Raw genomic sequence first — 25,304 nt, 5'->3', positions numbered from 1 at the left:
CGCTGCGCCCGGCTATACCGTGCGTACGGTCGCTCCGCAACGCCATCGCTATCAATAAACCTCGGCAAGGACTCTAAACCCAACAACAGGTCCGAAACGACCACGAAGGAGTTACTGACGAGTAGCCAGGGCCTGCGACTACGCTGAAATTCGATCGTTGCCGACGGATGGGCGAGGTGATGTGGTGCGCGCAGGTGAAGCGGAGACCTATTGAATGTCCCGCGAAATTGACTGGGATATGTTGCGGCGCAATGCAATCAACGTTTCAGCTAATGCCTACGCGCCGTACTCCGGGCTGCGCGTCGGAGCGGCGGGACTGACCGACGACGGCCGGGTCGTCACCGGCTGCAATGTGGAAAATGTCTCATATGGGCTGGGCCTGTGCGCTGAGTGCGCGGTGGTCTGCGGACTCTACGCCGCCGGCGGCGGACGACTGGTGGCGCTGTCGTGCAGCAACTCCGACGGAAACCTGCTGATGCCGTGCGGCCGCTGCCGTCAGGTCCTGCTCGAACACGGCGGTTCCGAGCTGCTCATCGACCACCCGGCAGGTGCGCGGCCGTTGGCCGAGCTGCTGCCGGACGCTTTCGGGCCCGACTCCTTGCCGAGAACCGCGCTGCCATGACGCTGCTCGCCTCTTTCGACGCCCCGACGCTGATCGCAACCAAGCGTGACGGCCACCGGCTGCCCGACGCCGGGATCGACTGGCTGATCGACGGCTACACCGCCGGACTGGTCGCCGAAGAGCAGATGTCGGCGCTGCTGATGGCCATCTACCTGCGCGGGATGGACGCGGCCGAAACCGTGCGCTGGACCTCGGCGATGATCGCCTCGGGGGAGCGGATGGTCTTCACCGACTTAAGCCGCGACGGAAAGCCCCTGAAAACGGTGGACAAGCACTCCACCGGCGGCGTCGGCGACAAGATCACCCTGCCGCTGGTCGCCGTCGTTGCCGCCTGCGGAGCTGCGGTACCGAGCGCCTCGGGGCGCGGCCTGGGTCACACCGGCGGCACCTTGGACAAGCTGGAGTCGATACCGGGCTTCGAGGTGGCGCTGTCCACGGCACGGCTGCGCGAGCAATTGGCCCGCGTCGGCGCAGCGGTCTTCGCCGCCGGCGCTCTGGCACCGGCCGACGCCAAGCTCTACGCGCTGCGTGACGTCACCGCCACCGTCGAATCGCTGCCGCTGATCGCCAGCTCGGTGATGAGCAAGAAGCTCGCCGAGGGCACCGCGGCCCTGGTCTTGGACGTCAAGGTCGGGTCGGGTGCGTTCATGCGCTCCGCTGAGCAGGCCGGGGAACTGGCCCAGATGATGGTCGGACTGGGCGCGGCGCACGGGGTCGCCACCCGAGCCCTACTCACCGACATGAGCACGCCGCTGGGGTGCGCGGTCGGTAACGCCATCGAGGTGGCCGAAGCCCTCGAGGTGCTGGCCGGCGGCGGCCCGGCCGATGTGGTGGCGCTGACGGTGCGGCTGGCCGAAGAGATGCTGACCCTGGCCGGAATCGACGGTGTCGACCCGGCGCAGACCCTGCGTGACGGTACCGCGATGGACCGATTCAGCGCGATGGTCGCCGCCCAGGGCGGGGATCTGGGGATGCCCTTGCCGGTGGGAGCGTGCACCGAGACCGTGACTGCGCAGCGCGGCGGCCTGATGGGTGACATCGACGCGATGGCGGTGGCCCTGGCGGCATGGCGTCTCGGCGCCGGCCGGTCCCGGCCGGGGGAGCGGGTGCAGCACGGCGCGGGGGTGCGGATTCACCGCCGGCCGGGCGACCCGGTGGCGCCCGGCGACACCCTGTTCACGCTGTACACCGATACCCCCGAGCGGATCGCCCCCGCGCTGGCCGAGCTCGGCGGCGGCTACTGCGTCGGCGACACACCGCCGCTGCCGCGTCCGTTGATCATCGAGGCGACCCCATGATGAAGCCATGAGCACACCGGTGAGCCTGGAGACCGTGGGGCGGGTCCCCAAGGCGCTGCTGCACGATCACCTGGACGGCGGCCTGCGCCCGGCCACCGTCGTCGACATCGCCGGCCAGGTCGGCTACGACGACCTGCCGGAGACCGATCCCGAGGAACTGGCGACCTGGTTCCGAACGCGCTCCCACAGCGGCTCGCTGGAGCGTTATCTCGAACCGTTCAGCCACACCGTGGCCGTGATGCAGACCCCCGACGCGCTGTATCGGGTCGCTCGCGAATGCGTCGAGGATCTGGCCGCCGACACCGTCGTCTACGCCGAGGTGCGATTCGCGCCCGAACTGCACATCGAGGGCGGGTTGTCGTTCGACGAGGTGACCGACGCGGTGCTGGCCGGTTTCGCCGACGGCGAGCGCGATGCCGCGGCAGCTGGCCGGGAGATCACGGTGCGCTGCCTGGTCACCGCCATGCGCCACGCGGCGCTGTCCCGCGAGATCGCCGAGCTGGCCATCCGGTTCCGCGACAAGGGTGTGGTCGGTTTCGATATCGCCGGCGCCGAAGCCGGCTATCCGCCGAGCCGGCATCTGGACGCGTTCGAGTACATGCGTGACCACAACGCGCGCTTCACCATTCACGCCGGCGAGGCATTTGGGCTGCCCTCTATTCACGAGGCGATCGCATTCTGCGGGGCCGACCGGCTCGGGCACGGGGTGCGCATCACCGACGACATCACCGTCGACCCGGAAGATCCAGCCGGGACGGTGCGGCTGGGTCGGCTGGCGGCGATCCTGCGCGACAAGCGGGTCCCGCTGGAGCTGTGCCCGAGCTCCAATGTGCAGACCGGGGCGGTCGACAGCATCGCCGAGCACCCGTTCGATCTGCTGGCCCGCGCTCGGCTGCGGGTGACGGTCAATACCGACAACCGGCTGATGAGCGACACCACCATGAGCAAGGAGATGCTGGTGCTGGCCGAGACTTTTGGGTACGGCTGGGCCGATCTGCAGCGGTTCACGGTGAACGCGATGAAGTCGGCGTTCATCCCGTTCGATCAGCGGGTGCAGATCATCGAAGAAGTGATCAAGCCGCAATATGCGGCATTGATCGACTGATTCGCCGGCGAAACTGACGAAGGCCGGACAATCGCGGTGGCGATTGCCCGGCCTTCGATTCAGGTATCAGTGCTCGGTGACGGTGGCTTCGGCGTCGCCCTCTTTCCACGTGACGATGCCGTGCTCGAAGGTGGTCTGCTTGGACCCGTCAGCGTTGGTGGTCTCGTCGCTGGTCGGGTAGCCGAGCTTGCCCTGCGAACCGCCCAGCTCGTTCCACTTGTCGCGGATCTTGCCCCACACCACGTACGAACGGGTGGTGTGAACGATCACGCCGCCGTCGAACTGCTGGTAGATGCCGCCGTCGGGGTTCTTCTGCTCGGCACCGGTGGGCTCGCCCAGGTCCTGCTTGGCGGTCGCGTCCAGGGAGTCGAGCTTGGCCAGAATCGGCCCGGCGACGGTGTATTCCTTGCCGTCGGCGCCGGTGATCACGGTGGAGCTGGCGGCGCTCTCCTCCGACGGAGAGTTGACCGCCGACGAGATCACCGAGCTGGCTGAGGATGCAACCGAGCTGGCTGAGCTCAGCGCCTCGCTGGTCTTCTCCTTGGCGGTGCCGTTGCAACCCGTGCCGATCAGCGCGACTCCCAAAACTGCTGCGGATACTGCTGCGGCCCGCTGTGTCGCCTTGCGCATGTGTAGTCCTTTCGAATTGGAAGGCCCCCGCAAACCGCACGGCTCGGCCCGAGTGTTATCGGGCCAGATGTTAGTCGTGAATATGACCGCTCGGCAATGAATTGGAGTAATTGATTGCCGTAATTCGAAGTGAATTCCGCAGTAGTGACATGTCTTCCTGCGTGCGGGTTCCGCCCGGGCTGACGCGACCGGACGGCGCAGCGTTATTCGCGCCGCAGCCGCGACTGCACGAACTGTTCGAGCTGCTCCCATTCCTTGACGGCGGGCGCGTACGGGCGCTGCGGCTCGTTGACCGATTCGCGGTCGAGGACGTAGCTGACCATCCGGCCCAGCGGACGGTCCGGCGCGAGGGTGTCGGCGACGACGCCGTCCTCGGCATAGGTGCCCACGTCCTGCAGGAACTCGACGGCCAGGTCGAGCTGCTCACGATCCACCGCGTCCGGCCCGTCGGTGAGGTCGTCGGTCATTCCGGAGAGCACGTAGACGTTGTCATCGGTGATGTCGATCGACAGCGAACCGTCGGTGGCCGCGGTCCGGATGTCGTCGTAGGTGCTCAGATCCGACAGGTCGTGGTCATGCTCGTCGGCCAGGTAGCGAGCCAGGGCGCGCTCGGAACCGAACACGCTGATCCGGCCGTTGCGGCCCAGGAACACCGGCTGGTCGCCGAGGTAACAGCGCAGCGTGAAGAACGTCCCGTTGTCGGTGATGATCCGAATCGGGTCGATGCCCACCTTGGTCCAGAAGTTCGCGTCGCCGCCAAGCACCACCCGATCGCCCGAGGCCCGCTCGGTGGTCGCGGCGGCCGGCTCGTCGTCACCGTTCTCTTCGCCGGCAGCCTCGGTGTCCTCGACGTCTTCGTCGGCCGGCTCCGGCTCGGCCGGGGCTTCTGCGGCCAGCTCATCGGCCGCCTGCGATGCCGCGGCGGCGTCGACGTCGGGCGTGGTGATGATCTCTTCGATCGCGGTCAGCACACCGCCCCAGTTGCGGCCGATGATCTCGGCGATCAGCTCCCAGCGCTTGCGGCCGGCCCGGCCGGTGAAGTTGTCGACGCCGCCGGCCAGCCAGCCCAGGTTGGGGTTGCCGTTGAAGAACTTCGTCACCGCTGTCAGGTCGCACACCGAGCCGATCGCCGAGACGATCTCCAGGGCATTGGCCAGTGACTGGACGGACTGCTTGGTCGGCTTCTCGGTCAGCAGTTCTTCGACTGCGATCAGGTCATACTGCCGGTTGCGGCCCGGGTCCAGCTTATGGGCGTTGGCCTGGACAAGCCGCGTCCAGGCCGGGTGGTCAACCAGGTCGTTGTTGGCGTTGACCCGTACGAACGCGACCAAGTCGGCCGCGGTGGCGAAACCGTAGAGGTCTTCATCCCTGCCCAGAAACGCCTGCCACTCGTCACCGGAGTCGCGCCAGCTCGGAGCCCACAGGGTGTAGCGGTCACCATCGGTCACCGTGAGGCGGATCGGTACAAGGTCAGCTGCCATGGCGCACAGAATAACGATGCAGCCCGCGCCGCCCGAAGGCGGGATTGCGCCGGCATTAGCACCCTGATTGGCGGCGGGGCGCTTCGCATCGCGAATTAAAGAATCCTGAATTTTGCGGTGATCGGGTTGGCGGCGGTCGCCGGGTGGCTAGCGTCGCTGCTGGTGGAAAACCGGGGCCGGGGGAGGTCGCGATGACGACTGGTCGGTTGCGCCTGGCGGGCGCGATGCTGCTGGCGGTGCTGTGCGCCGCGGTATTGGCCCTGACATCGGCGTTGTCCTCGGCGGTGGCCTACAGCGTGGACCAGCTGGCGATCCGGCTGCGGCTGTTGGCCGATGCGGGCTGGATCATGAGCGGCACCGGCGTGCCCGATCCCAGCGTCGGGCCCTACCTGGACCAGATCCTCGCGGGATACCTGCAGCCGTCATCGCCGCTCTTCGCAGGCCAGCCGACATTCCCCGGCTACGACTTCCAGGGCCTGGTCACGCCAGAGCAGTTCTGCCCGTTCGTCTGCATACCGGGCCAACCGGCGATGAACTTCGGCGCCTCGCTGAACGCCGGGGTGGGCTTGCTGAACCAATCGATCCTGTCGCAGCTACTGGCCGGCGACAACGTGACGGTGTTCGGTTACTCGCAGAGCGCCGCCATCGCGACCATCGAGATGAACAATCTGATCGCCAACGCCGGGACCGCGGGCTACCCGACCCTCGATCAGCTGGACAACATGCACGTCGTTCTGATCGGCGACCCGAACAATCCGATCGGCGGGATCCTTGATCGCTTCCAGTTCCCGGGCGACCAGCACCTGCCGTTCGTCAACATTCCGCTGAGCCTGGACGCCACCCCGACTGAGCACATCGCGTCGGACATCTACACCGGTGAGTACGACGGCTGGGCCAACTTCCCGCAGGACCCGACCAACATCCTGGCCGTGATCAACGCCCTCATCGGCATCCTGACCGTGCACCCGTACTACCCCGACTACACCGCAGAGCAGCTGGCCAGTGCCATCAACGTCGGCACGATCGGCGACGCGAACTTCTACATGATTCCGCAGAACCTGCCGATCCTGCAGTTCATGTTCAACGGGGGGACTGCGGGACAGTTCTTCGGCGACTTCTTCTCGCCGTGGGCCAGGCTGATCATCAACTGGGGCTACGGCAACGCCGGTGACCCGGCCGTCAACGGGCTGTACCGGATCCCGGCCGGTGACTTCATCAGCGGCAGCGCCTACCAGCAGGCGTTCGGGGTGGCGGGCGGGCCTTGGGCGATGACGCCGACCGGCGAGCTGTACGACGGATCCAGCGTGATGGGCCTGTTCGAGCGGATGGATCCGCTGCAGATGCTGGCCGGGGTCCAGAACGCGCTGATCCAGAGCCTCGTCGGTCCGTGGGCCGACGTCGCGGCCGCGGCCAGTGGCGGTGCCCTCAGTGCCACTGACATCAGCACCATCACCGGCATCACCGACTTCCTGCAGACCATCACCGGCTACGACCTGATCAACTCCATCGACCAGTTCCTGATCAACGGGTGGAGCGAGTTGGCCGCCGCACTGAACGTGGGCGATGTGCTGGGCCCGGACGCCCTGCTGAGCGGGGCAGCGGTGCCCGGCGACGGGCTGCTGGATCTGGTCGGTCTGGGCTTCAGTCTTTTTAACTTCTTCGGCGCTTAGACCGGCCCGCCTGGAGCAAAAGCCAGGTCGAATGTCATCGATTTGACAACACGCGTTTTCTCCATGAGGGTCAACGCTGAAAACCACCTAATAGATTAATGTGATCTTGTCAGGTGGGGGTAATTGATCGCCGATGACATATTCGAACTGACCCGGGAGGTCTGCGATGACGGTTAAGCGAGTGCATCCCCTGGGGGCGATTTTGTTGGCCGCGCTGTGCGCCGTCCTCCTCGGCGTGTCGCCGCTGCTGAGTCCGGCACTGGCCTCGCGGTTCGAGAAGATGATCGCCGACGTCGCGCTGCTGGCCGGCCAGGCCTGGATCATGAGCGGCACCGGTCAGGCCGACCCGACGGTCGGCATCTACATGGACCTGGTGCGGGACTTCTACCTGCAGCCCGTCACACCGTGGTTCGCCGGGCAGGCGACGTACGCGGGCTACGCGCTGAACGGCCTGACTACCCCCGAACAGTTCTGCCCGATCGTTTGCCAGCCGTTGCCTGTCCCGCAGCTGAACTTCGGGGACTCGTTGGCTGAAGGCGTGGCCAACCTCGAAGCGGCGATCCGCCCACAGCTCGAGGCCGGTGACGAAGTCACGGTGTTCGGCTACTCGCAGAGCTCGGTCATCGCCACCCTGGCGATGCACAGCCTGCTCGCCAACGCGCCGGGCGGCGACTACGACCCGGACAACCTGCACTTCGTGCTGATCGGTGCCCCCAACAGCCCGATCGGCGGCATGCTGTCTCGGCTGCACTTCCCGGACGGGTTCGACGGGACCATGCAGCACATCCCGTTCCTGAACATCCCGGTGGGCATCGACTCGACCCCGACCGTGCCGTTCGCGACCGACGTCTATGCCACCGAATACGACGGCTGGGCCGTCTTCCCGCAGGACCCCACCAACCTGCTGGCCGTGATCAACGCGATCATGGGGATCCCGGCGGTGCACAACTCGTACTTCAACGACAACCTCGCCAACGCCATCGAACTGGGCACGATCGGCAACACCAACTACTTCATGCTGCCCGAGCAGCTGCCGATCCTCGGGCCCCTCTACGGTCTTGGTGACATCGGCAAGTTCGCCGCAGACGCGGTGGCGCCCATCTTGAAGACGTTCATCGACTGGTCCTACGGCAACCCGGGTGCCCCCGACGCCGGAATCACCGTGAACGGTGTCGACCCGATCGGCGCAGCCGGCGCCTGGGCGGTCACCGCGACCGGCCAGCTGTCGGAGGACACCGGTGTGCTCGGGTTCGGACTGCGGATGGACCCGCTGCAGATGTTGGCCGGCCTGCAGTACGCCGGCGTGCAGAGCCTGACCAACACCATCAACAACCTGCTGGGCTTCGTCGGGCAGGGCCCGCTGTCGGACTCGTTCGTCGACACGCTGCTCTCGGGCTACAACCTGACCCTCGGCCTGGACCAGGCGCTGCTCACCGGATGGCAGAACCTGGCCACCGAATGGAACCTGCTCGACGTGCTGGGCCCGGACGCCATCTTCAACGGCGCGCCGCTGATCTCGGCCCAGCCGCTGCTGGACCTGGTCGGGGTGGGCTTCAGCTTGATCAACCTGCTCGACGCCTAGATCGATGCAGCACCGGCGATCGCTGGGGGCAGCACTGCTCGTAGCGGCGTCGGTGCTCTCGGTGACCTGCGGGCCAGGGACACCGGGACCCGGCGCGGCAGATCGGCCCGACGTTGCGCTGTTGGGCAACGAGGGCTGGATCATGGGGCCCACCAGCATTCCCGATCCCACGGTCGGCGGCTACATGGACGCGGTGTTGGACCTGTTCCTGCAGCCTGCGACACCCTGGTTCCCAGGTCAGCCGACTTTTCCCTCCTACGATTTCGCCGGTCTGGTCACCCCTAACCAGTTCTGCCCGCTGGTGTGCCTGCCCCCACCGAACCCCTATCTGACGTTCGCCCAATCGATAGCCCGCGGCACCGAGATCCTGCAGGCCGCGGTGACGCCGCAACTGGAAAACGGCGACAACGTCACGGTGTTCGGCTACTCGCAGAGCGCCACGGTCTCCACCCAGTTAATGATCGACCTGCTCGCCAACGCACCGGGCGGCGGCGGGGGCGTTTATGACCCGGCCAACCTGCACTTCGTGCTGATCGGCAACCCCAACAACCCGCTCGGCGGCGTCCTGACCCGCTTCCCCGCGTATCCGCTGCTGGGCGACCAGCCGGTGCACCTGCCGTTTCTGGGCATCCCGTTGAGCATCGGGTCAACCCCGACCAGCGGGTTCGACACCGACATCTACACCGGCGAGTACGACGGCCTGGCGAACTTCCCGCAGGACCCCGCCAACCTGCTGGCCATGGTCAACGCGCTGATCGGCACCGCGACCGTGCATTTCTCCTACATCGACTTCGACAACCTGGCCGACACCATCGACCTCGGCAGGATCGGGGACACCGACTTCTATCTGATTCCCCAGCAGTTGCCGATCCTGTGGCCGATCTACCAGCTCGGCGACATCGGCAAGGTCATCGGGGATGCGATGACACCAATGCTCAAACTGGTGATCGACTGGGGCTACGGCAATCCGGGTGACCCGTTCGTCGGCATCAATGGCACCGATGCCGTTGGGCCCTGGGCGGTGACCGCCGGCGGCCAGCTGGCCGCCGGCTCCGATGTGGCCGGTTTCGGACTGCGGATGGACCCGCTGCAGATGCTGGCGGGTCTGCAGTACGCCGCCGTGCACAGCTTCGTCGACCCGGTCAACGACCTGTTGGGTTTCGCCGGCCAGTCCCCATTGTCGGATTCGTTCGTCGATGCGCTGCTGACCGGTTACCACCTCACCAACGCCGTGGACTCCCACCTGCTCGACGCCTGGAACGAGCTGGCGGTGTCGTTGAACGTCGCCGAATGGCTGGGCCCCGACGCCGTGTTCAACGGCGAACCGTTGATCTCGCTTGCGCCGATGCTGGAGATGGGCGCGGTGGTCTTCGAGATACTCAACTTCCTTGGCGCATGACCCGTAGGGTCGGCGGCGTGAATGTGTGCGTCGTCGACCACCCGCTGGCCGCGGCGCGGCTGACCGCGCTGCGCGACGAGTGCAGCGACAACGCGGCGTTCCGGTCGGCGCTGCGCGAGCTGACCTGGATGCTGGTCTACGAGGCCACCCGTGACGCGGCCCGCGCAGCCGTCGTGGTGCGCACCCCGCTGACCGATACCGGCGGCGCGCGGCTGGCGCGGCCACCGCTGCTGGTGCCGGTGCTGCGCGCCGGACTGGGCATGGTGGAAGCGGCGCACGCCCTCATCCCCGAAGCCGACGTGGGTTTCGTCGGGGTGGCGCGCAACGAGGAAACCCATCTCCCGGTGCCGTATCTAGCGTCGCTTCCGGCGGACCTGAGCGCCACACCGGTCATGGTTCTCGACCCGATGCTGGCCACCGGCGGCTCGCTGGTGCACACCCTGGGACTGTTGGTCGATCGCGGCGCCACCGACATCACCGTGCTGTGCGTGGTGGCGGCACCGGAAGGCGTTGCGGCACTAGCGCAAGCGGCACCGGGAGTGCGGCTGTTCACCGCCGCCGTTGACGACGGACTGAATGAGGACGCCTACATCGTCCCGGGCCTGGGCGATGCCGGCGACCGCCAGTTCGGGCCGCGCTGAGATCCCGACCGTCACACCCGTAACTGGCGGGAGGGTATGTGGTTGTTGCCCGCCTTTGAGCGACAAATGTTCTTGCGTTGGTGGATTCAGCCCGATTCAGCCCTCCCGGCATCCGTTGTCGCTCAAAGGCGGGCAACCATCACACCCCGTCGGGCCGGTGGCTGCTGAGGCGGGTGCGGCGGCTGGTGACGAACGGGGGAGTGAGGCGCTACCAGGCGCGGACCGCATCGGCGACGGCCTCGCGCACCCGCTGTGCCTCGGCGCGGTCCCCGGCAAGGTCATCCGAGGGCGGGCGCGCGACTTCGAGATAGCACTTGAGCTTCGGTTCGGTTCCCGAGGGGCGCACCACCACCCGTACCGAGCTGCCGTCGAACTCGCCGGTGAACTCCAGCGCGTCGGTGACCGGTCCGCTGCGGTGCAGCAGATCGGTTGCGGTGACGGCGAATCCGGCCAGCGACCCCGGGGGATCGGCGCGTAGCCGGGCCATCACGGCAGCTGCCTCGGCGGGGCTGGCGACTCGGCGCGTCACCGCGTCGGTGACGTGCACACCGTGCCGCCGGGCCAACTCGTCGAGGGCTTCGGGAATTGAGCTGCCTCGACCGGCTAACGCCGCCACCAGATCGCAGACCAATACCGCGGCGCTGATGCCGTCTTTGTCGCGCACCGCCTCCGGGTCGACGCAGTAGCCGATCGCCTCCTCGTAGGCGTAGGCCAACGTGGCGCCGGGCAGGTCGTTATCGGCGCGCGCCAGCCACTTGAACCCGGTCAGCGTCTGCACATGGCGCGCGCCATAGCGCTGTGCGATGCGCACCAGCATGCGCGACGACACCACGCTGCTGGCCACCACCACGCCAGCCGCCCGACCCGCGGGTAGTCGTGACAGCAGGTAATCGCCTAACAGCCAACCGGTTTCGTTTCCGGTCAGCATCCGCCAGCCGTCACGCCCGCTGATGCCGACCGCGCATCGGTCGGCATCGGGATCCAACGCGATCGCGACATCGGCGCCGACGTCAGCGGCCAGCGACAGCAGCGCGTCAGTGGCCCCGGGTTCTTCCGGGTTGGGAAACGCCACCGTGGGAAAGTCCGGGTCGGGGTCGAACTGGGTCTTCACCGGGTGGATGTCGGGAAACCCCGCGGCGCGCAGTACCTCGACCGCAATCTTGCCGCCCACGCCGTGCAGCGGGGTCAGCGCTACTCGAACCCGGCCGCCGTGGCGCCGCACGGCGGCGGCCCGCCCGATGTAGCGCGCAATGAGTTCATCGCCGGCCGGAGCAACAGGGCGGCGGGCGATTGAGTCGGCCGGGGGAGCGTCGGCCATCGCTGCCTCGATCTCGGTGTCGGTCGGCGAGACGATCTGCACGCCGCCGTCGAAGTACACCTTGTAGCCGTTGTCTCCTGCCGGATTGTGTGAGGCGGTGATCTGGATGCCGGCCGCGGCACCGGTGTGGCGCACCGCGAACGCCACCACCGGCGTCGGGCATGGTTGGGGAAGAAGCAATACCGAAAATCCTGCGGCGGCAAGCACTTCAGCCGTCGCGACCGTGAACTGCGCCGAGCCGTGACGCGCGTCGCCGCCGACCACCACGGTCGAACCCGTGCGTCGCTGTGCGCTGAGCACGTGCGCCACCGCCCAGCTGGCGCGCAGCACCACGGCGAGATTCATCGCGTCCGGCCCACCCCGCACCGGCCCACGCAGCCCGGCCGTGCCGAACCGCAGCGGTGTCGCGAACCGGGTGGCCAACTCGCCCGGACTGCATGCGCGCAGCTCGGCCGCGGTCACCGGGTCGGGGTCGTGGGCGATCCAGTCCTCGGGGGTCACCCGTTGATTGTGACAAGCGGCGAATCGACAGGTGTCAATTGCTTGTTATGATGCTGCGGTTTGCGCCCAAAGCGACCCTGGAGTGCCGGTGACCGGTTCAACACCCTCGCTGGCGAGTCGTTTGACTGCCTCGCCGGTGAATCGACTCACGCTCGTGCCGGTAGCCGTCGTGGTTGCCGTGGCCGCGGTCGTCCACGGGGTTTTCGCCATGAACTACGGCTGGCACCCCGACGAGTTCTACTACGTGATCTGTGGCCAGCACCCGGCCTGGGGATACTTCGACCACCCGCCGCTGGTACCCCTGCTGGCCCGGGTGGCGGCCTTGGGCGGCTTGCTGGGGCTTCGATTGTTGGCGATCGTGGTGCATCTAGGCGCCATCGTGCTGGCGGCCCTGTTGGCCGCCGAATTCGGTGGGCGGCGCGTTGCCCAAATCATCACGGCCGCCGCCGTCGCGGCCAGCCCGCTGTTCATGGGCGCCGCGATGTTCTTCGGGACCACCGTGGTCGACCAGCTGATCTGGATCGCGGTGCTGCTGCTGGTGACGCGGGCGTTGCGGATCGGAACGGTACTGGCCTGGTTGCCGGCTGGCGTGGTGGCCGGCATCGGGCTAGAAGCCAAGCAGACCGTCGCATTGCTGCTCGTCGGTATCGGGGTCGGTCTGGCGATGTTCCGGCGCGACGCGCTGCGCACGACCGGACCGTGGCTGGCCGCCGCCGTGGCGGTGGCACTGGCGGTCCCCAACCTGATCTGGCAGGCCGCGCACGGCTGGCCCAGCCTGACGTTCGCCCATGCCATGTCGGTGCGGATGGGCGGCCCGGTGGGATCGCTGTTTCAGCTACCGCTGCTGCTGTTGTTGTACGCGGGCCCGCTGCTGGTGCTGCTGTGGTTGATCGGGGTCCGTTGGCTGGTGTCGCCGGAAGGTCGGGACCACCGCTGGGCCTTAGTGGTGCCGGTGGTCGCACTGGTGTTGTGTGTCATCACCGGCGGCCGCTGCTATTACGCCGGGCCGGCACTGGCGGCGCTGTTTGCCGCCGGGGCCGTCTATATCGAAGCCGAGAATCCCGACCGGCCGCCGCGCGGCTGGGCGATTGCCCTGGTCGCGCTGTTTGCCGGCGCGGTCGTGTTCTGCCTGCCGGTGCTGCCACCGGCGCACGCCACCACGTTGCGCAAGGTCAACCCCATTCCGATGGAGACCTACGGATGGCCGCGGTTCGTCGACGAGGTCGCGGCTGCGGCGGCCTCGCTGCCCGACGACGTGCCGATCTTCACCAGTAATTACGGCGAAGCGTCGGCGCTGCGCGTCCTCGGGCCGGCGGCCGGCATCAACCGACCGGTGGTCAGCGGCGACAGCAATTACGCACAATGGGGTCCGCCGGCCGGCAGCGCTGACACGGTGCTGTGCGTCGGGCGATTCCCGGTCGTGAAGTTGACCCAGTACTGGCGGCATGTCACCTACCTGACGTCCGTCCGATTCCCCACCGGGGTTCGCAACGGGGAGAGCTCCGCGAAGATCTACCTGTGCGAGCAGCCGGTAGGCAGCTGGGCAACGATGTGGCCGCGGATGCGGCACAGCTCGGGAGTGAGCTACTGACCTGAGGGTGCCGGCAACCGGGCGATCACGTCGGCCAGCAGCCCACCCATCCGGGCCGCCGACTCCCGGCCCGCGGCCAGCACCTCGGCATGGCTGAGCGGCTCACCGGTGATCCCGGCCGCCAGGTTGGTCACCAGCGACAGGCCGAGGACTTGGGCACCGGCCGCCCGGGCGGCGATCGCCTCGTGCACGGTCGACATGCCCACCAGGTCGGCGCCCAGGGTGCGCAGCATCCGGATTTCGGCCGGGGTCTCGTACTGCGGGCCGGCCATCCCGGCATAGACCCCCTCGGCGAGCGTGGGGTCGACCTGGTGAGCCAGCGCGCGCAGCGACGGGGTGTAGGCATCGACCATGTCGACGAAGTGCGCGCCCTCAAGGGGGGAGCGGCCGGTCATGTTCAGATGGTCGCTGATCAGCACCGGTTGGCCGACGTGGTAGCTGGCCCGCAAGCCCCCCGCCGCGTTGGTCAGCACCACGGTGTTGGCTCCGGCAGCGACGGCCGTGCGTACCGGGCGGACGACGTCGGCCAGCTGATGGCCCTCGTAGGCGTGGATCCGGCCGACCAGCACCAGCACCCGGTGCGCGCCGATCTGCATGGATACCAGCTCACCGGTGTGGCCCGCCGCGGTCGGCGTGCTGAACCCGGGCAGGTCGGCCATCGGCAGGGCCGCAGTCGCAGTGCCGAGGGCTGACACCGCGGGCGCCCACCCGGAACCGAGCACGACCGCCACGTCATGCGTCTGCACGCCGGTGCGGCGCGCTACAACCGCAGCCGCCTGAGTTGCCAGCGGTACCGTCACAGGCACTGAGCTTAGTAGCGCGCCACGATGGGATACTGCCTGAATGTCTCCCACTCCTGTGTCGCACGCCGTCGAGGCGTGGCTGGCGGCCCATACCGAGGAATTGGTGGCGTGGCGACGGCATCTGCACCGCCACCCGGAGCTCAGCCGGCAGGAGTTCGCGACCACCCAGTTCATCGCCGAGCGGCTGGCCAGCGCCGGACTCAACCCCAAGGTATTGCCGAGCGGAACGGGACTGACCTGCGACTTCGGCCCGGAGGATGGGCCTCGTGTCGCATTGCGGGCCGACATCGACGCCTTGCCGATGACCGAACAGACCGGGGCGCCGTACGCCTCGCTGGTACCGGGGGTGACGCACGCCTGCGGTCACGACGCGCATACCGCGATCCTGTTGGGTGCGGCGCTCGCCCTGGCGTCCGCGCCGGAGTTGCCCGTCGGGGTGCGGCTGGTGTTCCAGGCGGCTGAAGAACTGATGCCGGGCGGCGCGATCGACGCGATCGCCGCCGGCGTGTTGAGCGGGGTCAGCCGGATCTTCGCGCTGCACTGCGATCCGCGACTGGAGGTCGGCCGAGTGGCCACCATTCCGGGACCGATCACCTCGGCGGCCGACACCATCGAGATCACCCTCAGCGGTCCCGGCGGACACACCTCGCGGCCGCACCTGACCGCTGACCTGGTCTATGGGCTGGGCACGCTCATCACCGGGTTGCCCGGGGTGCTGTCTCGGCGCATCGATCCGCGAAACAGCACGGTGTTGGTGTGGGGTGCAGTGAATTCCGGCGCCGCCGCCAACGCCATACCGCAGGCGGGGCGCCTGGCCGGTACGGTGCGCACGGCCAGCCGGGACACCTGGGTGGCGATGGAGAGCATCGTCGAGGAGGCGGTGGCGTCTCTGCTGGAACCGCTGAACATCGAGCACACGCTGAACTACCACCGCGGAGTGCCACCGGTGGTCAACGAAGCGGTGTCGACGCGGATGCTGACCCACGCGATCGAGGCCATCGGGCCCGAGGTGCTGGCCGAGACCCAACAGTCCGGTGGTGGGGAGGACTTCTCCTGGTATCTGGAGCAGGTTCCCGGTGCCATGGGCAGACTCGGGGTGTGGCCGGGCAGCGGGCCGCAACTGGATCTCCACCAGCCGACGTTCGATCTCGACGAGCGCGCGCTGGCAGTCGGGGTGCGGGTGATGGCCGGCGTCGTCGACCAGACCGATCTGCTCTAGCTGCCGGGGCCGATGTTGCGGGCCGGGCGGGTCCGCAGATTGCGCACGTACTCGTCTGGGGCACCAGCGATCTGGGCGGCCTCGGCCACCACGCCTAGGTATCTCGCCGAGGGCAGCCCGCGCTCCCAGGCATCAACGACGTACAGCCACGCCAACACTGGCGCCGGCTCGCTGTCCGCCGGGTCCGAGGTGATCCCGTCTACCCGATCCACCCGCAGACGAATCTTCTTGTGGATGCCGAATTCCGAGCCTTCCCAGCTGTCCATGTTCTTCTCGTCCTCGGGAGTCACGTCGTAGAGAACGACGAAAACACTCGAGTCCGGGTCCTCGACCACGGTCGCCAGGGCGCCTTCCCAGCCGATGTCCTCGCCGGCGAACGTCAGCCGCCAGCCGTGCAACCAGCCGGTGCCGGTCATCGGGGAATGCGGCGCTCGTTGCAGCATCTGTTCGGGATGCATGTTCGACCCGTAGGCGGCGTAGAGCGGCACGGCAGAAATCTTAAACGCCGCGCTGCGGATAGGTTAGTCGCTGTGACTTCTCCCTCGACGCGCATCGTGATCGTCGGCGGTGGCCCGGCCGGCTATGAGGCGGCACTGGTCGCGGCAGCCAAGGGGCCCGAAGCGGTAACGGTGACGGTGGTCGACTCCGACGGCATCGGCGGTGCCTGCGTGTTGTGGGACTGCGTACCGTCCAAGACATTCATCGCCTCGTCGGGGGTGCGCACCGAGCTACGGCGTGCCCCGCACCTGGGTTTCGACATCCATTTCACCGACGCCGAGATCGAGCTGAATCAGATCCACGAGCGGGTGAAGTCCCTGGCCGCGGCGCAATCTGACGACGTCCGCACGCAGCTGCTCAACTCCGGTGTCGAAGTCATCGCCGGCCGCGGGGAGCTGATCGACGCCGAATCCGGCCTGGCGCGTCACCGAGTCCGAGTCACTGAGCACGGCGGTGGGCAGCGTGTGCTCGATGCCGACGTGGTGTTGATCGCCACCGGGGCCAGCCCGCGCACGCTGCCCGGTGCGGAGCCGGACGGCGAGCGGATTCTGACCTGGCGTCAGCTCTATGACCTGCACACGCTTCCCGAGCACCTGATAGTGGTGGGCTCCGGGGTCACCGGCGCCGAATTCGCCAACGCCTACACCGAGCTCGGCGTCAAGGTGACGGTGGTGGCCAGCCGCGACCGGGTGCTGCCGCACGAGGACCCCGACGCGGCTCGGGTGCTGGAGACCGTGTTCGCCGAGCGCGGCGTCACCCTGGTCAAGAATGCCCGGGCTGCCTCGGTGACCCGTACGGGCGCACCTTCCAACGGGGTGTTGGTCACCATGGCCGACGGCCGCACCGTGGCCGGAAGCCACGCGCTGATGACGGTCGGCTCCGTGCCTAACACCTCCGGACTGGGCTTGGAGCGGGTCGGGGTCGCGCTCGCGCCGGGCGATTACCTGCAGGTGGACCGGGTATCGCGGACGTCGGTGCCCGGGATCTATGCCGCCGGCGACTGCACCGGGCTGCTGCCGTTGGCGTCGGTCGCGGCCATGCAGGGCCGGATCGCGATGTATCACGCGCTGGGGGAGGCGGTGGCTCCGATCCGGCTGCGCACGGTGGCGGCCGCGGTGTTCACTCGCCCTGAGATCGCCGCGGTGGGGGTGCCGCAGTCCCAGATCGACGACGGCACGGTGCCCGCTCGGACCGTCATGCTGCCGTTGCAGACCAACGCTCGGGCGAAGATGAGCCGGATGCGGTACGGGTTCCTCAAGCTGTTCTGCCGGCCGGCCACCGGAACGGTGATCGGTGGGGTAGTGGTGGCCCCGATCGCCTCCGAGCTGATCCTGCCGATCGCGCTGGCGGTGCAGAACCGGATCACGGTGGCCGACCTGGCGCAGACGCTGGCGGTCTATCCGTCGCTGTCGGGATCGCTCACCGAGGCGGCTCGCCGGCTGATGACGCACGACGACCTCGACTGAGCAGCAGCACTCCAAGAGAGCGTCGCAGCGTGTTTGGGCGGGCGGCCACGTAGCCTGGCACACGTGAGCACGCTGGGACCCGACCAACGAGCACGAGCCTGGGAACGACTGGGCAGTGAGCAGTTCGACGTAGTGGTGATCGGCGCCGGGGTGGTGGGCGCCGGCTGCGCGCTCGACGCCGCCACCCGCGGCCTCAAGGTGGCGCTGGTCGAGGCGCGCGACTTCGCCGCCGGGACCTCGAGCCGCAGCTCGAAGATGTTCCACGGTGGACTGCGCTACCTCGAGCAGCTGGAGTTCGGGCTGGTGCGCGAGGCACTGCACGAACGAGAGCTGTCGCTGACCACCCTGGCACCACACCTGGTCAAGCCACTGCCGTTTCTGTACCCGCTGACCAGGCGGTGGTGGGAACGGCCGTACGTGGCCAGCGGGATCTTCCTCTACGATCAGCTGGGTGGGGCGAAATCGGTTCCCGCGCAACGTCATCTGACTCGCGCCGGCGCATTGCGTTTGTGTCCGGGGCTGAAGCGCAGCGCGTTGATCGGCGGCATCCGCTACTACGACACCGTCGTCGACGACGCCCGCCACACCCTGACCGTCGCACGCACGGCGGGGCACTACGGCGCGGTCATCCGCACCTCCAGCCAGGTCGTCGCGCTACTGCGCGAAGGCGACCGCGTGACCGGGGTGCGGGTCCGTGACTCCGAGAACGGCGATGTCACCGAAGTCCAGGGACACGTCGTGGTCAACGCCACCGGGGTGTGGACCGATGAGATCCAGGCGCTCTCGCGCCAGCGTGGCCGGTTCCATGTCCGGGCCTCCAAGGGCGTGCACATCGTGGTTCCGCGCGACCGGATCGTTTCGGAAGCGGCGGTCATCCTGCGGACCGAGAAGTCGGTGCTGTTCGTCATCCCGTGGGGCACCCACTGGATCATCGGCACCACCGACACCGACTGGAACCTGGACCTGGCCCACCCCGCGGCCACCAAGGCCGACATCGACTACATCCTGACCCACGTCAACACCGCGTTGGCCACGCCGCTGACTCACGCCGACATCGAAGGTGTGTATGCCGGGTTGCGGCCGCTGCTGGCGGGGGAGAATGACGACACCTCGAAGCTGTCGCGTGAGCACGCGGTGGCGGTTCCGGCGCCGGGTCTGGTGGCGATCGCCGGCGGCAAGTACACCACCTACCGGGTGATGGCCGCCGACGCGATCGACGCCGCCGCCGAGTACATCCCGACGCGGGTGGCGCCCTCGATCACCGAGAAGGTGCCGCTGTTGGGCGCCGACGGCTACTTCGCGCTGATCAACCAGGCCGAACACGTGGGCGCCCACCAGGGCCTGCACCCCTACCGGGTGCGCCACCTGCTGGACCGGTACGGCTCCCTGATCCACGACGTGCTGGCGGTGGCCGACGGGCAGCCGGAGCTACTGGACCCGATAGCCGAGGCACCCACCTACCTGAAGGTGGAAGTCGCCTACGCAGCCGCCGCAGAGGGCGCACTGCACCTGGAGGACGTACTTGCCCGGCGGACCCGGATCTCCATCGAGTACGCCCACCGTGGGGTCAACTGCGCGCGTGAGGTTGCCGAGGTGATGGCGGCGGTGCTCGGCTGGGACGACGTCGTCATCGACCGGGAGGTGGCCAACTACACCGCCCGCGTGGAAGCCGAGATCCTCTCCCAGGAGCAGCCCGACGACGCATCGGCGGATGCGCTGCGCGTCAGTGCGCCCGAGGCGCGGGCCGAAATACTGGAGCCGATTCCGCTTACCTGAACAAGACTTCATTACCGTGGGTATGATTCAGGGAATCTTTCCAGTCTTTTAGGCTGATATCAGCATTCACATGCGTTTGACACACATTTCTGGCGGGGCTACTTTCTGGCCATGAGCTGGATCACATGGGGGATCCGGGCATGGGGAAGGGGCGGCTCATGTCGGGTGGGATCGGGGTGTGGCGCTCTCGCGAGCTGCCCGGATGGGGCGGTGCGCTAGCCGCCGCCGTGGTCGCCGGGGCAGGCTTGCTCGGTGCCGGTACGGGCGGTCCGCAGCTTGTCAGCCCACCGATCTCCTCGGCGCAGCAGCACCAGGTGGTGCTGACGGCGTATCCGACATTCGCGCAGAGCTTGCAGACCCTGCTGGACAATATGTCGCTGGGGGACCTCAATCAGGTGCTGGCCGCGCTGGGCAATGTGCCCGGGACCAGCACGCCGCTCAGTGTCAGCTCGGATGTGTCGGCACTGCTGGCCTCCTTCAACCCCGACGGCACCACGCTGTCCGGTATCGCCGACATCTTCGGGATCTCGCTCACCGAACCGCTCTACAGCGCGAACGCCGCGGTCAATTCGCTGCTGGGCACCGGCAGCCTGTTCCTGGTGGACGGCGTGCCGATCGGCAACGTGGATCTCGGTGAGCTGGTGGATGTCGTATTGGGCGACGGCGCTGGGGCGCACTCATTGACTGACCTGGCCAACGCGGTGGGCCTAGGTGCGCTGCTCGGTCAGTTCGCCAGCATGATCAACGCGCTGGGGCTGGAGAACCTGAACGTCGACAACTGCACCCTGACGTGCGGCGCCTTGCTGAATATCACCAGCCATCCCGATCTGACCGTCAACAGCTCGCTGGTCGACTGGTTGAGCGCGATACTGACCGTTCCTACCGCCGACATCACCCAACACGCGTACTCGGGTCTCGGCTCGACCACCGTTCTGGCCGGCAGCGCCTACACGCTGGGCGAGTACCTGCACATCCTGCCCGTCAGCTCCACCAACAGCACCACCATGGATAACGCGACGCTGGCACTGCTGTTCAGCCTGAATCCCGCCCAGACCTGGGACCAGTACCTCGGCAGCCTGCCGTTCGGCGGGACACTGCTCGACCCCTCCGGCGAAACCTGGGGCGAACAGAGCCTGGGCACTTTCCTGGCCAGCTTCCTACCCGACGACAGCACGCTGGCGATCACCGGTGACACCCTGATCACCGACCTGTTGGAAGCCTTCGGCCTGCTGGCCCCGTAGCCGCGACCTTTCCCGCCAACGCCCGGTCTGCCCTGCGGACCGGGCGTGGCTTTTTGCTGATATCTGCGCGCGATAAACGCACTTGTGACTTTGCTGGGGTGTCAAATAGAGCGCGTTGTGCGCATTCCGCTCAATCCCGAAAATAGCTAAAGTATTTTTAGCCTTCAATTTCATACCAATGGACTGTTATGAGATGATATTAATGCCCAAAAGCCATCGACTGATCGCGCGGCGCAATCGGCTGGGTTGAAATGCCGAGAAACACCTGAGCTTTTTGCTGCTGGTGGTAGATCGCCGGGCGCATACAGTGCCTACTTGCGGTAGTTGCCTCGATAGCATGACTATCCCGGTGAACTGGAAGTTTGCTGTGAGCAAGCGTTGCTGGTTCGGCAAAGCCCGCCGATGAAATCGTTGACACAAGGCTGAGCCCATAATAAGTTAATGGCGATGTGGGAGTCGCATCGACTTAATGTTCGATCCCAGAAGGGGGACCTATTCATGTCTACTTGTTCCACTGTTGACGCGCCAATAGGGGTGCGAAGCTTTGCGGTCAAAGCCAGCGCGTTAGCGGCCGGGACCGTCTTTGCCGGGACTGCTCTGCTTGGCGGTACGGCTGTCGCTCCGACGATCACCGCCGGCCTCACCGCGTCGGTGCAACACGAAGTCGCGCTGACGGCAAGCTTCCCGACCTTCAGCGAGAGCTTGCAGAGCCTGCTGAACGCCGTCGACTTCGGCAACATGGGCCAAGTCCTGGGGATCTTCGGTGACAACATCTCCACCACATCGAGTCTCGCGGACCTGCTCGCCGCCCTGAACCCGGACGGCATGACCCTGGACGCCGCCACCCTGGGCCTGCTCTCCACCGACATCACCGCGCTGCTCAATGACGTCGACTTCGGCGGGGCCCCGCTGGGCTCCATTCCGATCGACACCTTGCTCGGCGGCTTCATCGGCGGCGACGGTGCCAATACGGAACTCGGCACCCTGCTCGGCTACCTCGGACTCGGTGCGTACGCGGGCCTGCTGAATATCCCCTTCACTGACTTCAGCCCGGAGATGACCGTCGCCCAGCTGCTGGACACCCTGATGGGGATAGACGGCACCACCACGCTCAATGGCCTGCTCACCCAGAACGGGATGGAAGACGCGACCATCGGCGGCCTGCTGGGCATCACCCCCGAGCAGCTTGACGCCGGCTGGGACAAGTTCGTCGACGGCATGGTCGTCGGCGGGACGCTCGCCGACCCGGACGGCAGCGGCGTGTTGGGCGACGAGACGCTGGGAGCCCTGCTGACCGCCCTGCTGGGGACCGGCGCCGACCCGGTGACCGACGCCACCACGCTGACCGCCTTCCTGGACGATCTGGGTATCTTCGCGATGCTCGGTGTCAGCTGAGCGGATAACTCCGCGTCAACAAGCCACATCGGCCACAACCCCCGACGGTTGTGGCCGATGTGTCGTTGGGGCCGTTCTGAACTGCGCGCGATCTGGTCGCGGCCCCGTTGACCTGGCGCAATGTGTGTCGCGCCCGGTATGGTGAGCGGCATGCCGAGGCAGCCGCACCGCACCGCCATGCGGAAAGTGCTGCTGCTGGCCGACCGGGATCTGCGCCCTCGGGGCACCAACGGCTACACCACGTCCTGGGGCAACAATGCGCACGGCAAGCTTGCCGGCTGCCCACCTGCGCACCGCTGAGCGACAACGCCTTTCACCTTCGAGGCTCTATGCCTCTGACAATCCGTCACTCAAATCAAAGGCTCTCCCTTGACCGCTGGTCGCCCCCCGCTTTTCGGCCGCGGATCGTCGGCCGAAGCCAGTCGGCTCGCCGACGTGCTTCGCAAGGAGACCGTGGGCGGGGCACTGCTGCTCGTCGCGGCCACTGTCGCCATCGCCTGGGCCAATTCGCCGTGGGCAGCTGCCTATTACCGGCTCGGCGACATCACTGTCGGCCCCCGCGCCTGGCATCTGCACCTGTCGGTGTCGGCGTGGGCGGCCGACGGCCTGCTGGCGATCTTCTTCTTCGTGGTCGGCCTGGAGCTCAAGTACGAAGTGCTTGCCGGCGACCTGCGTGACCCGCGTCGCGCAGCGCTTCCCGTCGCCGCCGCGGTCGGCGGAATGGTCATGCCCGCAGTGATATTCGTCGCCGTCAACGCCCACACTGGTGGCGGAGCGTTACGCGGTTGGGCTATTCCTACCGCCACCGACATCGCGTTCGCACTAGCCGTGCTGGCCGTGATCTCCTCGCACCTGCCCTCGGCATTGCGCACCTTCCTGCTCACCTTGGCTGTGGTCGATGACCTGTTGGCGGTCACCGTGATCGCGGTGTTCTACACCGACGACCTCAACTTCGTCGCTCTTGGGCTGGCGCTCGTCCCGTTGGCGTTGTTCGCGGTGGCGTCCCGCCGTTTCGGCAACGCCGCGGTGCTGCTCCTATTAGCGGCGGCCACTTGGTATCTGGTCCACGAATCCGGGGTGCACGCCACCATCGCCGGTGTCCTCCTCGGCCTGACGGTTCCGGTCCGCCAGGGCGGCAAGCGCGACACGTCGCCGCAGCGTCGGCTGGACGCAAAGAGTCTCGAGCACCGAATTCGCCCGCTGTCAGCCGCCGTGGCGGTGCCGGTTTTCGCGTTCTTCGCTGCCGGTGTGACTTTCGACGGCCTGCACGGATTGGCCACCACACTGCGCGATCCGGTTGCCATCGGCGTCGCCGCCGGCCTGGTTGTAGGCAAAGCGGTGGGCATCGCCGGCGCCGCCGTGCTGACCGCCGCACTGACCCGAGCCGAGCTCGACACCTCACTGAAGTGGGTCGACGTGGTCGCTCTGGCCTTGCTTGGCGGCATCGGCTTCACCGTCGCACTATTCATCGGCGACCTCGCCTTCGGCGATCCCGTTCGTCAACAACACGTCAAAATGGGTGTGCTGATCGGCACCCTCACCGCAGCGATGCTGGCGGCGGTGCTGCTGACCATCCGCGACCGCGCCTACGCCCGCGATGCCGACAGTGCGTCGGCATTCGATCTTAAGCTGCCGTGACCCGGCGACGCCCCGCCCCGCTGCCGGTGCGCGACGGTCTGGGGCCGGCCCGGCTGCGTTTGCACGGCGGCCCGGTCGCCGCCGAGCTGCGTAGCCGGTTCGGTGCGGATACTGCGGCGAAAGTGGCTGCGGGCGAAGTGGTTACCGCTGACGGGGTGGTCGTCGATGACACCACTGTGTTGCCGGCCGGGGCGCACGTCTTCTTCTATCGCGATCTGCCCGACGAGGTGCCGGTACCGTTCGACCTGCCGGTGCTGCACCGCGACGCGAACCTGGTGGTGATCGACAAGCCGCACTTCCTGGCGACCATGCCGCGCGGCAGCCACGTGGCCCAGACCGCGCTGGTACGGCTGCGGCGCGAATTGGATCTCCCAGAGTTGAGTCCGGCGCACCGGCTGGATCGACTGACCGCCGGGGTGCTGCTGTTCACCACCCGCCGAGAGCTGCGGGGGCCCTATCAGACCCTGTTCGCCCGCGGCGCGGTGCGCAAGCAGTACCTGGCGCGGTCCTCCGCCGAGCCGACCGTCGCGTTCCCGCTGCTGGTACGCAGTCGCATCGTCAAAGAGCGTGGTTGCCTGCAGGCACGTGAAGAACCCGGCGAGCCGAACGCCGAGACGCTGGTCGAGTCGGTGGGCGACGGCCGCTACCGGCTTACCCCGCGCACCGGGCGCACCCACCAGTTGCGAGTCCACCTGGCCTCACTCGGTCTGCCGATCGACGGAGACCCACTGTATCCGCAGGTCACCGAGGTTGCCCCCGACGACTTCTCGCAGCCGTTGCGACTGCTGGCACACCGGCTGGAGTTCGACGATCCCTTCACCGGACGGACCCGTGGTTTCGTGAGCGAACGCGACCTCGACGCCAACTGAGTCCGGCCGCCGGGGTTTCGGCTGTGACAGTCCTGGGTACAGCAAGGCACGACCGGAGCAGAGGGGAGTCTGATTCTGATGAAGGCACACAGCAAGATGACGATCGCAGTGCTCGGCAGTGCAGTCGCGCTGGTAGCAGCCGGTTGCAACGGCACCAAGGAAGAGGGGCCGACTAGCACCACGACGACGACCACCATGACGACGACCACCACGACGGAGATGGCGCCCGAACCTGTCCCGGGCGGGCCTGGAGCTGAGAACCCGGGCGAGCCGGGCGGGCCGACCGGTGGTGGCGGACCCGGTGGCGGTGGCGGTCAGATTCCCGGTGGCCCGACCGGCGGCGGCGGACCTGGCGGCGGCGGCGGTCAGATTCCCGGAGGCCCGACCGGCGGCGGCGGTCCCGGCGGCGGAGGCGGCCAGATCCCGGGCGGCCCCACCGGCTGGGGTGGTCCCGGCGGCGGCGGGGGTTGCCTGCCCGGTGTCGGCTGCGGCGGGTGGCCGTGATCGACCAACCCTTCGAGTGCTGACAGCCGAAAGCCGGCCGGCAAGCTAGCCGGCCGG

Annotated in this window: 22 protein-coding genes; 17 read left to right on the top strand and 5 right to left on the bottom strand. The window is 67.5% G+C overall.

Annotated features, from left to right (window positions below; all coding sequences use genetic code 11):
• Positions 1-214 precede the first annotated feature (214 nt).
• From MJO54_RS17835 to MJO54_RS17825, 3 genes are read left to right on the top strand one after another with little or no spacing between them, the layout of a single operon-like run.
• Complete coding sequence (locus MJO54_RS17835) at positions 215-622, top strand: cytidine deaminase (protein ID WP_046286142.1); 408 nt, start codon at positions 215-217, stop codon at positions 620-622.
• Entirely contained in the window at positions 619-1,920 is a 1,302-nt protein-coding gene (locus tag MJO54_RS17830; RefSeq protein ID WP_046286143.1) for a thymidine phosphorylase, read from the top strand. The genes MJO54_RS17835 and MJO54_RS17830 overlap by 4 nt, the downstream gene beginning before the upstream one ends.
• Positions 1,921-1,927: 7 nt before the next feature.
• Positions 1,928-3,025 (top strand): adenosine deaminase, encoded by a 1,098-nt coding sequence (locus MJO54_RS17825; RefSeq protein WP_105294483.1) that lies wholly within the window; start codon positions 1,928-1,930, stop codon positions 3,023-3,025.
• A gap of 66 nt (positions 3,026-3,091) precedes the next feature.
• On the opposite strand, the gene MJO54_RS17820 is transcribed toward MJO54_RS17825, so the two are convergent.
• Positions 3,092-3,655 (bottom strand): LGFP repeat-containing protein, encoded by a 564-nt coding sequence (locus MJO54_RS17820; protein ID WP_046286538.1) that lies wholly within the window; start codon positions 3,653-3,655, stop codon positions 3,092-3,094.
• A gap of 203 nt (positions 3,656-3,858) precedes the next feature.
• The gene (gene satS, locus MJO54_RS17815; protein ID WP_046286539.1) at positions 3,859-5,136 is read right to left on the bottom strand and encodes a protein export chaperone SatS; all 1,278 of its coding nucleotides are present in this window, start codon (positions 5,134-5,136) and stop codon (positions 3,859-3,861) included.
• Positions 5,137-5,327: 191 nt separating this feature from the next.
• Between satS and MJO54_RS17810 the strand changes: the two genes are divergently transcribed.
• The 4 genes from MJO54_RS17810 to upp all read left to right on the top strand — a co-directional run bounded on the left by MJO54_RS17810 (position 5,328) and on the right by upp (position 10,428).
• Entirely contained in the window at positions 5,328-6,806 is a 1,479-nt protein-coding gene (locus tag MJO54_RS17810) for a PE-PPE domain-containing protein (protein WP_046286540.1), read from the top strand.
• Between the two features lie 166 nt (positions 6,807-6,972).
• Complete coding sequence (locus MJO54_RS17805; protein ID WP_240175252.1) at positions 6,973-8,388, top strand: PE-PPE domain-containing protein; 1,416 nt, start codon at positions 6,973-6,975, stop codon at positions 8,386-8,388.
• A 4-nt stretch (positions 8,389-8,392) separates the two neighbouring features.
• A complete protein-coding gene (locus tag MJO54_RS17800) occupies positions 8,393-9,787 on the top strand; it encodes a PE-PPE domain-containing protein (RefSeq protein ID WP_046286541.1) in 1,395 nt (464 codons plus the stop codon).
• 17 nt (positions 9,788-9,804) lie between these two features.
• Positions 9,805-10,428, top strand: coding sequence for a uracil phosphoribosyltransferase (gene upp, locus MJO54_RS17795; protein ID WP_046286542.1), 624 nt, complete (start codon positions 9,805-9,807; stop codon positions 10,426-10,428).
• A 208-nt stretch (positions 10,429-10,636) separates the two neighbouring features.
• On the opposite strand, the gene MJO54_RS17790 is transcribed toward upp, so the two are convergent.
• A complete protein-coding gene (locus MJO54_RS17790) occupies positions 10,637-12,247 on the bottom strand; it encodes a phospho-sugar mutase (protein WP_240175251.1) in 1,611 nt (536 codons plus the stop codon).
• 154 nt (positions 12,248-12,401) lie between these two features.
• On the opposite strand from MJO54_RS17790, the gene MJO54_RS17785 reads away from it, so the two are divergent.
• Positions 12,402-13,838: an ArnT family glycosyltransferase gene (locus tag MJO54_RS17785; RefSeq protein ID WP_240175250.1), complete on the top strand. Its 1,437-nt coding sequence runs from the start codon at positions 12,402-12,404 to the stop codon at positions 13,836-13,838.
• Here MJO54_RS17785 and MJO54_RS17780 read toward each other — a convergent pair.
• Positions 13,832-14,644 carry a purine-nucleoside phosphorylase gene (locus MJO54_RS17780; protein WP_165797849.1) on the bottom strand — a complete coding sequence of 271 codons (813 nt, stop codon included), beginning with the start codon at positions 14,642-14,644 and terminating at the stop codon, positions 13,832-13,834. The two genes, MJO54_RS17785 and MJO54_RS17780, sit on opposite strands and share 7 nt — an antisense overlap.
• A 37-nt stretch (positions 14,645-14,681) precedes the next feature.
• Here MJO54_RS17780 and MJO54_RS17775 point away from each other — a divergent pair, with 37 nt between their 5' ends.
• On the top strand, positions 14,682-15,860 hold the full coding sequence (locus MJO54_RS17775; protein ID WP_046286472.1) for a M20 family metallopeptidase: 1,179 nt from the start codon (positions 14,682-14,684) through the stop codon (positions 15,858-15,860).
• Here the strand turns inward: MJO54_RS17775 and MJO54_RS17770 are convergent.
• Entirely contained in the window at positions 15,857-16,348 is a 492-nt protein-coding gene (locus tag MJO54_RS17770; protein ID WP_046286473.1) for a gamma-glutamylcyclotransferase family protein, read from the bottom strand. The two genes, MJO54_RS17775 and MJO54_RS17770, sit on opposite strands and share 4 nt — an antisense overlap.
• Before the next feature lie 42 nt (positions 16,349-16,390).
• Between MJO54_RS17770 and MJO54_RS17765 the strand changes: the two genes are divergently transcribed.
• The 8 genes from MJO54_RS17765 to MJO54_RS17730 all read left to right on the top strand — a co-directional run bounded on the left by MJO54_RS17765 (position 16,391) and on the right by MJO54_RS17730 (position 25,247).
• Positions 16,391-17,824 (top strand): NAD(P)H-quinone dehydrogenase, encoded by a 1,434-nt coding sequence (locus MJO54_RS17765; RefSeq protein ID WP_082108433.1) that lies wholly within the window; start codon positions 16,391-16,393, stop codon positions 17,822-17,824.
• A gap of 63 nt (positions 17,825-17,887) precedes the next feature.
• Positions 17,888-19,600, top strand: coding sequence for a glycerol-3-phosphate dehydrogenase/oxidase (locus tag MJO54_RS17760; RefSeq protein ID WP_064890875.1), 1,713 nt, complete (start codon positions 17,888-17,890; stop codon positions 19,598-19,600).
• A 158-nt stretch (positions 19,601-19,758) separates the two neighbouring features.
• Entirely contained in the window at positions 19,759-20,841 is a 1,083-nt protein-coding gene (locus tag MJO54_RS17755; RefSeq protein ID WP_064890874.1) for a hypothetical protein, read from the top strand.
• A 534-nt stretch (positions 20,842-21,375) separates the two neighbouring features.
• Complete coding sequence (locus tag MJO54_RS17750) at positions 21,376-22,236, top strand: hypothetical protein (protein ID WP_105294488.1); 861 nt, start codon at positions 21,376-21,378, stop codon at positions 22,234-22,236.
• Between the two features lie 150 nt (positions 22,237-22,386).
• Positions 22,387-22,536, top strand: coding sequence for a hypothetical protein (locus MJO54_RS17745; RefSeq protein ID WP_204368941.1), 150 nt, complete (start codon positions 22,387-22,389; stop codon positions 22,534-22,536).
• 69 nt (positions 22,537-22,605) lie between these two features.
• The gene (nhaA, locus tag MJO54_RS17740; RefSeq protein ID WP_234821458.1) at positions 22,606-23,874 is read left to right on the top strand and encodes a Na+/H+ antiporter NhaA; all 1,269 of its coding nucleotides are present in this window, start codon (positions 22,606-22,608) and stop codon (positions 23,872-23,874) included.
• Positions 23,871-24,743 (top strand): pseudouridine synthase, encoded by an 873-nt coding sequence (locus MJO54_RS17735; RefSeq protein ID WP_065153290.1) that lies wholly within the window; start codon positions 23,871-23,873, stop codon positions 24,741-24,743. Before nhaA ends, MJO54_RS17735 begins: the two co-directional genes overlap by 4 nt.
• Positions 24,744-24,821: 78 nt before the next feature.
• Complete coding sequence (locus tag MJO54_RS17730; RefSeq protein WP_046286940.1) at positions 24,822-25,247, top strand: hypothetical protein; 426 nt, start codon at positions 24,822-24,824, stop codon at positions 25,245-25,247.
• The last annotated feature ends 57 nt before the right edge of the window (positions 25,248-25,304 follow it).

This window comes from Mycolicibacter virginiensis (assembly GCF_022374935.2).
GTDB lineage: Bacteria > Actinomycetota > Actinomycetes > Mycobacteriales > Mycobacteriaceae > Mycobacterium > Mycobacterium virginiense.
This window is presented reverse-complemented; position numbering and strand designations above follow the sequence as displayed.